The sequence below is a fragment of the Halorubrum sp. Ea8 genome, assembly GCF_002252925.1.
Classification (GTDB): domain Archaea; phylum Halobacteriota; class Halobacteria; order Halobacteriales; family Haloferacaceae; genus Halorubrum.
The window spans coordinates 18,790-30,519 of the sequence record NZ_NHPF01000070.1 but is presented as its reverse complement, the minus strand read 5'-3'; the positions used below and the strand labels follow the sequence as shown (position 1 = coordinate 30,519).

The window sequence follows — 11,730 nt, the reverse complement described above, 5'->3', positions numbered from 1 at the left end:
TCTGCGGATTCAACAGAGCATCGCGGACTCAAAGCGGAACATTGAATTAATCGAAGAATCTTTGAGTGCGATTGAGCCACCGACAAACTAGCCGATAAACTTTTAAATTGTTATACAACTCATAAAATAAATAATTGGAATATTTGTATTTTCTCGATATCTTATGACAAGTACTACATCCCGATATAAGACATCAAAAACAGGTTTGAGTTATGACTATTAGTTGAGATATCAAAGATTTTATCAAGTGAGCATCATCTACCGTGAAACCTTTGACGACCGGTGACTCATGAAATAAACAATGAATCGACACGCCGGTTCTATTTCGAATATCGCGGTCGCGCACTGGGGTGAACACGTCAACGGTGGCGGTGACCGTGTCGCCTGGGAGCTGTCGCGTGTGTTTGAGGACGCACCGCTGTACGTCGGTTGGCAGGACGAGGATATCGAGCCGTCCGATATCAAAACTCGTCAACTCATCAACGGTCGTTTAAATAAGTGGGCGTTAGAGCGCGGCGGCATAGCGCGGATGGTCGCACATATGCACGGGTGGCAGATCGCTGAACCGCTCCGAAATCACGATGTAATCGTGACGAGTGGTAACGAGCCGTTGTTCTACGTCCCGCCGACCGAACAAGTCTGGATAGCGTACATTCACCACACGAACCGCCGGCAGTCCGACCAGATCCATGAGGTTGGCACCGACAAATTTGCGTCTCTAAAGCTACTGTTCTACTACGCGATTCGTGTCGCATTCGATCATAACACGCACAAACCTGATCTCTTTCTTGCCAACTCTGAGCAGGTGAAACGGCGGATGGTCCGATACTGGGGTATCCCTGGTGAAAAGATAGATGTTGTCTACCCACCGGTGGACACGAATACCTATTCACCCAGCGACGCGGAGACTGGAGATTACTACCTCACGCTCTCTCGACTCGACTGGCACAAGAGCGTCGACGATATCGTGCGCGCCTTCGACGGCCTTGACGCGAGACTCGTCGTCGCTGGTGACGGTCCTGAGCGTGACAACCTCGAACGAATTGCGGGTGAAAATGTCGAATTTGCTGGCTACATCAGTGAGGAAAAAAAGAAGAAGCTGCTCGCCGGCGCAAAAGCGTTCATTTTCAACGGTCAAGACGAAGATTTTGGTATCTCTCCTGTGGAGGCACTGGCCGCTGGAACACCATTGCTGGGTGTGAAGGAAGGGATGACACAGTACCAAGTCGTCGAAGAGAAAACAGGACACACATTCGAACGAGAAGAGTCGGGACACACGATTCGGACAGTGGTTCAACGGTTCGAGGAGGAAGGCGTTGACTGGGATAGTTCGGAGATCGCGTCTTTTGCAGACAGGTTCTCTGTCCAAGCATTTCACCACCGCATGCATGAGGCAGTCGATCGCGCAGTCAAGAACGCAGATGTGACTCCAGACTGGTATTCAGAGTTCGAAGATACGTCATCTAATCCGGAGCAAGGCTTCATAGAGAAATAAGTGCACCTTGTGTGCTCACCGAATGAACTGCTTGAGGAACGTCAGCAGCGGGCCATTTCTGTCGATACCGAACAGCGCGATGATGAACATCGCGTATGAGATCGGTCGGAACGGATATCGAACAATAGCGAGTCCAAGGTGATTCAGCGCCTTCCAGCGGTTCCCGTTGGATTCGTAGTCTCGACCGATGACGTGGTGGTGATACGAATATATGCGACTTCGAGTACCGAAATCAAGATCGGCTGCGCGTTCTTTGACCTTCTCGAAGACCGCGAGGTCGCCCTCAATTCGACTCTCGAAGTCCTTCGAGATGCTGTCCGGCTGTTCGCGCTTGTCGACGAGAATCTCGTCGACGTAATCGACCTCGTAGTGTTCCGTGATGCGGATCCAGAGATCGTAGTCCTGACGGCTCGGTAGATTGGTGTCAAATCCACCGACTTCATCAAATACATCCCGTCGAACCATTACGGTGGATGTCGGATGGACGCGATCGTGTTCCAGTTCGTCGATGTAGATATTGCCCTTCGCTTCAGGATGTCGTTCCCACTCGGTACCGTCAATTTCGTACTGTACGAATCCCGTATATACGAGGCCTACATTATCGTCTGCATTTTCAAAAACATTCAGTTGTTTCTCTAGTTTTGTAGGTTCCCAGACGTCATCTGCGTCGAGAAATGCGATAAATTCACCATTTGCATGTTCGATACCGGTGTTGCGAGCGGCAGCAGCACCTTTGTTTGTCTCATGGCGGATGTGGCGAGCCCACTTGCCAAATCCATCAATTATATGACTGATTTCAGCTTCAGACCCGTCATCGACAACTACTACTTCAATATCTTCCAGCGACTGCTTCTGTACGCTCATTAGTGCTTCTCGAAGTAATGATGGCTGATTGTAGACTGGTAGCACGATGCTTATCATTATTTCGAGACGCAGTAACGGTGGATACTCTCTTCCCGATAATCTGATAACTGAACAGATAGAGTCAGAGTCATCATGATACTACTATCCTCCAACACTGGCAAAATACTGTCGTTGCGTTGGTTTAGATAGTATTTTTTATTAGTAGAAGCCTTCCTTCTGACAATGGACGATCACCCTGATATTCTGTGGCTGAGCTTAGAGAGTGTGCGGGCCGACCACACTCCGATGTATGGATATAAGCGTGATACAACCCCCAACATCCGCGCGATCGCCGAAGAACCGAATTCGGTCGTTCTCGATAACGGTATTGCGCAATCCCTGTGGACGCCTGCGTCGTCCGCATCAATGTTGACCGGAACATACCTTTCAACCCATCAAGTTGGCCAAGATGGGAAAGCGAATATACGACTACCCTCTTCCATTGAGACACTACCAGAACTACTTCAGAATATCGGCTATGAAACTGCACTCTTCACTCCAAACCCCTACATCAGTGGGGCAACAGGGCTTGACAGAGGATTTGGCTATACAAAGGCTGTAAAGGCGGTCCCAAAGAGTTACTCTCCGCGCCACAAAGATGCGCTTGATTACTGGAGAGAGGGATTACGGCGTATCTTCCGGTCACGTACCATAGACTTCAATCGGATCAAACATGACCTGAAGACTACCGAAAACGAGGTGCTGCACCGGCACGCAGAGCGGTGGCTCAAGTCAACCAGATCTGAAGATAATCCATTCTTCGCATATGCACATATTCCGAGTCCACACCACCCCTACCTCCCGAACGCCGACTACGTAGATTGTTTCACTGACGATATCGCGTTCTCCACAGAGGAAGCGTACTCACTGGTAAAAGACATCTACTACGGCGGTTCAGATGAAATCAAGCGGGAGATTGCCACAGGACTTGATTTATCAGATGACGAGTGGGAAGCCATAGAAGCCATGTACGACGCGACGTTAGCCTACATGGACCACACCGTTAGTGAGATCGTGTCCACAGCCCGAAACGAATCAGACAGCCTGATATTAGTTGTCGTTGGCGATCACGGTGAATTATTCGGCGAACATGGCGTAATCGGCCACAATCTCGTTCTCCACGAGAATCTTATCCGAGTACCAATGGTGATATCAGGTATTTCGGACATAGAGACCGACGCCGACACGATGACCCAACAGATCGACCTCACTCGTACTCTAGCGGAGATTTGTGATGTTGTCACCGAACAATTTGAAGGGCTTGACATCCGTGAGTCGGAAAGAGAGTATGGGATAAGCCAGTATGGGCACATTGATATGGATGCCTATCTGAAACACAACAAGGAATTCCAGACGAATCGATTTTTCAAGAATCCTTATACCGTGGTCACCGACGGTGATTTTAAACTCGCGATAAACCAGGAACGAGCCGAATTGTATCGACTCCCAGACGAGACAACTGATATTTCCGAATCTGAAGAACAACATCGAAAGCGACTGAATACCGTGCTTGAAGAGCTTGGAATTAATTGGTCGCAGGATAACAAATCTGAGGGGTCGCATTTTGACGAGTCTCAAATAGAACAACTCAAACAGCTCGGATACCTCTGATAAGAGGTTCAATTGGGCCAAAAAGCTATCTAAAAAAGCATTCCTGCTTTTGTATCAAAAATAAAGTAACAATACTGAATTCTATGATATTTCACTCAAATTGGCAATTTAATTATTTATTTTATGGGTGTATTTCAGAATATTCGAGTATTCTTTGCTTATCTGAAAATCATTTCGTTCAAGAATTTTTGTGACGGCAGAGCGATTGTTGCCGTGGATCTCCACGTAACAAACTCGTGATGAGTCAATCAATGTTTCCAGTCCATGAAGGACGTCTACTTCTGCCCCCTCAACATCAATTTTCAGTATATCGGGGTCTGGTATGGATATGTCCTCTCCGCGCTTGATTTCGATCGATTCTCCGTCTCCATAGTCCACAACCTGTCGGACACCGGATCGGTGTGCTTGTTTTAGAATTCCAGACTTGTTCTCCGCTCCCAGCGCGAATGGATGAATCGTTATAGATCTTATGTTATTTAATTCAATATTTTGCTTAAGAATCTTTCTAGCTGACGACCCCGGTTCGAAGGCATGGACATCGACATTTAATTTCCCAAGAAAAAGCGAGTACGTCCCTTGGTTTGCACCGATATCCCAGACAGTATCTTCACTGGAGACTTCTCTAAGAATGTCTGCGATGACGTCAATTTCACCATGTCCGAGCCCTCGTCTGAGTGATTCTGTATTTGATATCGAAAATAAAATTTTGATATCGTTGACGACCAGTTCACGACTTCCATACATCCTAGCGAATATCGGTGCGACCGGTGAGTAGTAAGTATAGTCTCGAATACCTCTAAACAGTTCCATAATTCCTCCTTCAGATAGCAACTGTTGTATTTGACGAATCATTTTTGTATATTATATGGGACTAATATAAAAAATTTGGATTTGGTATTAAACAATGAAATGCAATAGGACGTATACAATACTATTTCGAATCAATTGTCGTTTATTGCATGATATGTGGGAGATTTCTCTGAACAGTCTTACGGAATTCCCGCGAAATAGCTAACAATAAAATAAAGTAGATTCCAGCACCACCGCTGACAAGAACGAAAATGACAGGTAGTGAGTCGCCAACCAACAGCCGGCCTCCGTACACAACCAGTGCCATAACGCCTGCTGCAGAAAGTTGTTTTCCGATCACATCAATCGGCACAACAACATCGATAATCCGGCTCGTGTAATAGTAGCCGAACACGAGTCCGAGGGCAGCAGATGCTGTCGTTGCGGCAGCTGCCCCGTACCAACCGTATTGCCAAGTCAATAGAATATTTAAAACGAGATTCACAGCGACAAAGACGCCGTTGATACGGAATGTCAGATCCGGACGATTGACCCCGTCAAGCACGGTCAGGAACTGTCCTTGGTATCCGTACAGAAGTCGAGCGAATGTCAAGATAAGTAGAATGTAGTATCCGGTCTGGAACCCCGATCCGTAGATCGTCAGAACGACATCACCCACGATCACCGCACCAATTAATCCTGGAATGATGAATAGTCCGGAGTACGCGAGGCTGATTCGAAACAACTCCGCAATTTCGTCGCTTGCTCCCTCCGCGGAGGATATTCTACTCATCTCAGGAAACAGCGTGCGACTGACCGATGATCCGAAGATGGCGAATAGTGATGCGAGGTTCCACGCGATCTCGTAAACTGCGATGACGCTGTTTGAGACGAAGACGGCGAGTACGAGCGTGTCCATTGAGAGGAACGTTCGACCTTTCACCGATGCAAGCCACGAGAACTGCGCATACGAGCGCAGCCGATCGAAGTCCCGACGAGAAGGAAGCGACGGATCGAACGATGCGAAGTACATACCGATAACTACTGCAACGAGAGCACCAACGACGTATCCCGCAAACGCTCCGACCACTCCCAGTCCTGATAACACGAGCGCGATCTGAACGACACTCCGACTAGTCCACTCGATCGGTGAGAGCAAACTCGAGATGTGGACCAAATGTTGGCCGTCAAGAACAGATTGGATAAAATCGGTTGCGAGTTTGACTGCCAGCAGCAAAATAAGAATCGCAGTCGCATCAATCTCCATGTAAGCGTTCAAATACGGGCGAGCGATCCAGAGACAGGCGGCGACGATTGCATACAAAATCAGTTGTACGATGACGCCGGAAATGATGTAGTTGCCGTCATCAGCTTCGCTCACACGCTTCTTGATGGCCGGCGACAGTCCCAGATTCCCCGCGATTGCAACCCACGCCAACACCGAGAGGACGACGACGTATGCTCCGTATCGCTCTTGTCCGAGCGTTCGAGTGAGGACGATAGTCGCGACGAACCCCGAGAACGACATGACGATCTTCGACAAGAAGTCGATCATCGAGGTTCGGCCGTATTTCATGTAGGGATCAGGGGGGATTCGTCAGTTGCTCGTTTTCGACTGACCACGTATCAATACCGCGCTTTCGCAATAACGGAATACAGTCTGTATCCAGGCTCGGAGTTGCATCACTCAATGCCCGGATCGGTAACAAAGTATTTGCAACCCCACCAACACCACCTACCCATGCAAGCAGTCGTACTCGCCGCGGGCAAAGGAACACGTCTCCGACCGCTCACAGACGACAAACCGAAGGTCCTCGTCGAGGTCAATGGCACGCCCCTCATCGAGGACGTCTTCGACAATCTGATCGACTCTGGCGCCACCGAACTCATCGTCGTCGTCGGCTACAAAGCCGAACAGATCATCGACCGCTACGGCGATGAGTATCGCGACGTGCCGATCACCTACACCCACCAGCGCGAACAGCTCGGCTTAGCCCACGCCATCCTCCAGGCGGAACCGCACGTTGACGCCGACTTCATGCTAATGCTCGGCGACAATGTCTTCCGCGGTAATCTCGGCGACGTGGCCAGCCGCCAGCAGGAGGAGCGCGCCGATGCCGCCTTCCTCGTCGAAGAGGTTCCGTACGAGGAGGCGAGCCGGTACGGTGTGCTTGACACGAACGAGTACGGGGAGATCACCGAAGTCGTCGAGAAGCCGGACGACCCGCCGAGCAACCTCGTGATGACCGGCTTCTACACGTTCACGCCCGCCATCTTCCACGCCTGCCATCTGGTCCAGCCGTCCGACCGCGGCGAGTACGAACTCCCCGACGCGATCGACCTTCTCATCCAGTCGGGGCGGACGATCGATGCAATCAAACTGGACGGGTGGCGCATCGACGTCGGCTACCCCGAGGACCGCGACCGCGCCGAAGAGCGCCTAAACGAGTTGGCCGGTGACGAAGAGCCAGCGGATGAGGAGGAAGCGGACGAGGCAGTCGTCGACAGCTGAACGAACGCTCTTCGCGCACTGCGGACCGATGGAACGGTCCGCTTACTCCCACTGGTCCACGGTCGACGCTGCCTCAACGTAAGCGCGGACGTACTCGTGACAGGGATCTGGCGGCGACCGGAACACCCGAAACTCGTCGTGTTGGTCATCCGGAGTGAGCTCTCCGCTAACCACGTCGACCACGTACCCGTTTGCGAGGTACTGCTTCGAATCGACGCCGGGGACGTCTGCGGTGTCGTAGCGGTGTTCGAACGCGCCGAGCGATTCGACGATCTCGACCTCGAGGCCGAGCTCCTCGCTGGCCACCCGGTGGACTGCCTCGCGGCGTGACTCCCCCTTCAGCACGCGTCCGCCCGGCACGAACCAGTACCCCTTCGCGGGGTCGTTCGTTCGCCGGCCGAGCAACACGCCGCCGTCGCGTCTGATCACCAAGTCGACGGAGACGATCGGAACGTTGGCCACGATCGTCGCCCACTCGTCGTCCGGGATCCAGTTGCCGTCCATATGCGCTCGACGAACCCCGAGCAAATAACGTTGAACTGAACGGTCCTGTCAACTGCAATGTGCGCTGAAACCGAAGCCATAATCCCCTCGCCCTAACCACATACCCGTATGCAAAACAAGCGCGTCCTCGTCACGGGCGGCGCGGGCTTCATCGGTTCGACCCTCGCGAACCGCCTCGCCGCCGACAACGACGTGATCGCGGTCGACGACACCTACCTCGGCACGCCCGAGAACCTCGACGACGACGTCGAGTTCGTCGAGGCCTCCGTCCTCAACGACGACTACCCCGCCGACGTCGACGTCCTCTTCCACCTCGCCGCGCTCTCCTCGCGGAACATGCACGAGTCCGACCCCCAGCGCGGCTGTCGCGTCAACGTCGAGGGGTTCGTCAACACGGTCGAGCGCGCCCGCCGCGAAGGGTGTGACACCGTCGTCTACGCCTCCACCTCCTCCATCTACGGCAGCCGCACCGAACCCTCACCGGTCGACATGGAGGTGGAGGCGCGCACCGCCTACGAGGCCTCGAAGCTCGCCCGCGAGCGCTACGCCGAGTACTACGCCAACCACCACGACATGAACGTGGCGGGCCTCCGCTTCTTCTCCGTCTACCAGGGCTTCGCCGGCAACGAGGAACACAAGGGCGAGTACGCGAACACGGTCGCGCAGTTCGCCGACGCCATCGCGAACGGCGAGGCGCCCGAGCTGTTCGGCGACGGCAGCCAGACCCGCGACTTCACGCACGTCTCGGACGTCGCCCGCGCCTGCGAGCTCGCCGCCGACCACGAGATCACCGGCGTCTACAACGTCGGCACCCAGGAGGCGTACTCGTTCAACGAGATGGTCGCGATGATCAACGACGCGCTCGGCACGGACATCGACCCCGAGTACATCGAGTGCCCCTTCGACGGCTACGTCCACGACACGATGGCCGACTACTCGCAGTTCCACGAGGCCACCGGCTGGGAACCCGAGATCGGCTTCGAGGAAGGCGTCGAGCTGGTGTGTGAGCCGTACCTGAACGACGCGGAGCGCTGAGCCGTCCCTCGGTCGACGACGCCCGACCGAGACGAGGCGGCAACGATCGCTCGGACTGACAGTCACCGAACCGACACAGTAGCCCTAACTCTGACTTAATTCAAATTCGACGTTTATTACAATCACTCTCGGTCGGGTTGAGCGCGTATGTTCGGCCGCGAGGTCGCCGTCGGTGGTGTCTGCCTCCTGGTGGTCTTCGCCGTGGTCTCATTCTCCGGAGGCGTCGGCGTCTCGGCCGCCGATGTCGACGCCGAACTCCGAGTCGTCGACGCCGATCCGGCGGCTGACACGACCGGTGGAGCCGACCGCGCGACAGTCATCGCGACCAGCGAAATCGATGGGCCCGTAGGGTCGAACGCGTCGGACGGTCCAAGTGGCCCAGAGGAGACGGACGACACGGGCGAATCCGAGGAGTCAGAAGGCCACGAAGGACCGGGCGAGCCTGCGGGACCTGACGATTCGAACGAGCCTGCGGAGCCGAACGAGCCAAGCGACCCTGATGGGGCTGAGGAGTCGAACGCGTCGAACGAGCCCGGTGAACCGGGAGGCCCAGACGAGAGCGACGATTCGGACGACCCTAGCGAGTCGGGCGCGCCCGAAGATTCGAACGAGCCAGAGGACTCTGAGGAGGCAGACGAGACCGAGGAGGCGGACGAATCCGGCGACGCCGACGAGCCAGACGACTCCGAGGAACCGGACGATTCGGACGACACCGACGAGGAGCAGACCGATCCGGAGGATACTGAGGAGTCTGACGATTCAGACGATCCGGACGCCCCCGGGGAGCCGGAGGAGTCGAACGCGTCTGACGAACCCGACGAACCGAGAGAATCTGCGGAGACAAACGATTCGACGGAATCTGAGGGAACAGACGATCCGAGAGAGACGGACGAATCCGAGGCGCCTGCAGAGTCCAACGGTCCCGAGGAGTCGGACGATCCCGGCGAACCGGACGAAACCGAGGAATCAGACCAGGCGGAAGAACCGGACGAATCGGACGATCCGAGTGAGTCAGACGGTTCACAAGGACCTGACGATTCCGGCGGTCCGGGCGACACTGGGGAGTCGAACGACTCTGGGGAGTCGAACGATCCCGACGACTCCGACGAGTCGGAAGATCCGCAAGAGGCCGATGAGTCGGCGGATTCAGACGGCTCGGACGGATCTGACAATCCCGGCGGTCCGGGCGGTGCTGAGGAGTCGAACGAGCCGGACGACACCGGTGGCCACGGGGAGCCGAACGGGACGAACGATCGCGACGACCCGGGGAACGCTGCGGAGTCGGACGGTCCCGAGAATCCGGGCGACGCTGAGGGATCGGACGACTCCGAGGGACCGGACGCGTCGGACGAGGCCGACGAAGGGGGCGATCCCGAACAGACCGAAGAGTCCGGGGAAGCGGGCGATACCGACGAGCCAGACGACTCCGGAGAGTCTGACGATTCGAACGGATCTGCGGGGTCTGCCGACCCGGGCGACGCTGGAGAGAGCGACGACACCGACGACGAAGGCGGCTCTGAGGAGTCCGAGAACACCGACGACCCGGACGAGGCTGAGGAGGTCGACGACTCAGACGACCCCGACGGGTCGGTGGGGTCTGCGGAATCGGACGAACCCGAGGGGTCGGACGATCCTGCGGGGTCTACCGACTCAGACGTTTCAAACGACTCGGTTCAATCGGCAGATCCGAACGATTCCGAGAATACCGAGGTGTCAGAGGCGCCCGAGGACTCAGCGGAACCGGACGAGTCTGGCGATTCGGACGACACTGAGCCGGCAGAGGAGTCGGACGGTACCGAGGAGTCGGACGGTACCGAGGAGTCAGACGGTTCGGACGAGTCCAGCGAGTCGAGTGACCCCGACGAGTCGAGCCAGCCTGACGAGTCGGAATCCTCGCGGAATTTCGGCGAGTCGGACGATGACGATGAGCCGGACGAGCCGGACGACCCCGAGCCGACCGTGATCCGCTCCGAATCGGAGGTGAGCGTCACTGTCGACGTCGAGGGAGCGGACGGCGAACGCCGCGACGTCGCCGTGGACCTCGCCGGCCCGTCGGACTCGCGACCGGTCGTGTCGGTGTCCGCGGTCGGTATCGACCCGGCCGGTGACGCCAGGGCGTACGAGGCGACGGTCGGCCGACCGACGGCCGAACCGGCCGGTCGTGAGCCCGTTTCGCGCGGAACCGCGCTCGGGTACGTGGCGTTCGACTCCACGCTCGACCCGGCCGACACGAGCGCGGCGACGCTTCGGTTCGCCGTCGACTCCGAGTCGCTCCCGAGCGAGGCGAGCCCGGAGCACGTCGCGGCGTTGCGATACGCCGACGGCGAGTGGACGACGGAGAACGTCTCGCACGACCGGGAGGGCGATACCCACACGGTCACGCTGCCGCACGCGACGCCAGTGGCGGTCGTCGCGCTCGAACCCGGTCGGATCCGGATCGCCGAGAGCGAAGTGCCGGCGGACTGGGTCCGGGCCGGCTACGAGACGACCCTCCGGACGACGGTGGAAAACCCCGGTGACCGCCCGGCGGCCCGGAACCTCACCGTCGCGATGCACGGCGACCCCGTCGCCGAGCGGCGCGTGTCGCTCGGCCCGGGCGAGAGCGCGACCCTCGAAGTGGCGTTCGAGCCGCCCGAGAGCGGGACGGTGTCGCTCGAGGGGAACGAAGCGGGGTCGATCGAACTCCGCGGCGACGGCGAAGGCGACGCCGAGTCGACGTCGACGGGCGCCGAGACGAGCGAGACCGCCCCGGGATTCGGCGTGGTCGTCGCGGTGCTCGCGCTCTTGATGACGGGGCTCGGGGTCCGGAGGCGACGGCCGTAGCCCGCCCGTGGGTCCGTAGACCCGTGGTCTCGAACGCCGACCGCGAGGGCATAGGAGA

The 11,730-nt window shown here is 56.3% G+C and carries 9 protein-coding genes; 5 read left to right on the top strand and 4 right to left on the bottom strand.

The window, feature by feature from the left end; all coding sequences use genetic code 11:
* Nucleotides 1–301: 301 nt before the first annotated feature.
* Entirely contained in the window at nt 302–1,495 is a 1,194-nt protein-coding gene (locus DJ74_RS06610; protein ID WP_094526731.1) for a glycosyltransferase, read from the top strand.
* 15 nt (nt 1,496–1,510) lie between these two features.
* On the opposite strand, the gene DJ74_RS06605 is transcribed toward DJ74_RS06610, so the two are convergent.
* Nucleotides 1,511–2,416 carry a glycosyltransferase family 2 protein gene (locus DJ74_RS06605; RefSeq protein WP_094526730.1) on the bottom strand — a complete coding sequence of 302 codons (906 nt, stop codon included), beginning with the start codon at nt 2,414–2,416 and terminating at the stop codon, nt 1,511–1,513.
* A 165-nt stretch (nt 2,417–2,581) separates the two neighbouring features.
* Between DJ74_RS06605 and DJ74_RS06600 the strand changes: the two genes are divergently transcribed.
* Complete coding sequence (locus DJ74_RS06600) at nt 2,582–4,009, top strand: sulfatase (protein ID WP_094526729.1); 1,428 nt, start codon at nt 2,582–2,584, stop codon at nt 4,007–4,009.
* A gap of 108 nt (nt 4,010–4,117) precedes the next feature.
* Here the strand turns inward: DJ74_RS06600 and DJ74_RS06595 are convergent, their stop codons facing one another.
* Nucleotides 4,118–4,819, bottom strand: a complete 702-nt coding sequence (locus DJ74_RS06595) for an FkbM family methyltransferase (protein WP_176451317.1) — start codon at nt 4,817–4,819, stop codon at nt 4,118–4,120.
* Nucleotides 4,820–4,961: 142 nt separating this feature from the next.
* Nucleotides 4,962–6,353: a polysaccharide biosynthesis C-terminal domain-containing protein gene (locus DJ74_RS06590; protein ID WP_094526727.1), complete on the bottom strand. Its 1,392-nt coding sequence runs from the start codon at nt 6,351–6,353 to the stop codon at nt 4,962–4,964.
* 186 nt (nt 6,354–6,539) lie between these two features.
* Between DJ74_RS06590 and aglF the strand changes: the two genes are divergently transcribed.
* A complete protein-coding gene (gene aglF / locus DJ74_RS06585; protein ID WP_094526726.1) occupies nt 6,540–7,310 on the top strand; it encodes a UTP--glucose-1-phosphate uridylyltransferase AglF in 771 nt (256 codons plus the stop codon).
* 42 nt (nt 7,311–7,352) lie between these two features.
* Here the strand turns inward: aglF and DJ74_RS06580 are convergent, their stop codons facing one another.
* Nucleotides 7,353–7,814 (bottom strand): GDP-mannose mannosyl hydrolase, encoded by a 462-nt coding sequence (locus DJ74_RS06580; RefSeq protein WP_094526725.1) that lies wholly within the window; start codon nt 7,812–7,814, stop codon nt 7,353–7,355.
* A 108-nt stretch (nt 7,815–7,922) separates the two neighbouring features.
* On the opposite strand from DJ74_RS06580, the gene DJ74_RS06575 reads away from it, so the two are divergent.
* Together DJ74_RS06575 and DJ74_RS06570 are read left to right on the top strand one after the other, a co-directional pair.
* Nucleotides 7,923–8,849 (top strand): NAD-dependent epimerase/dehydratase family protein, encoded by a 927-nt coding sequence (locus DJ74_RS06575; protein WP_094526724.1) that lies wholly within the window; start codon nt 7,923–7,925, stop codon nt 8,847–8,849.
* A 147-nt stretch (nt 8,850–8,996) separates the two neighbouring features.
* Complete coding sequence (locus tag DJ74_RS06570) at nt 8,997–11,672, top strand: PGF-CTERM sorting domain-containing protein (protein ID WP_094526723.1); 2,676 nt, start codon at nt 8,997–8,999, stop codon at nt 11,670–11,672.
* The last annotated feature ends 58 nt before the right edge of the window (nt 11,673–11,730 follow it).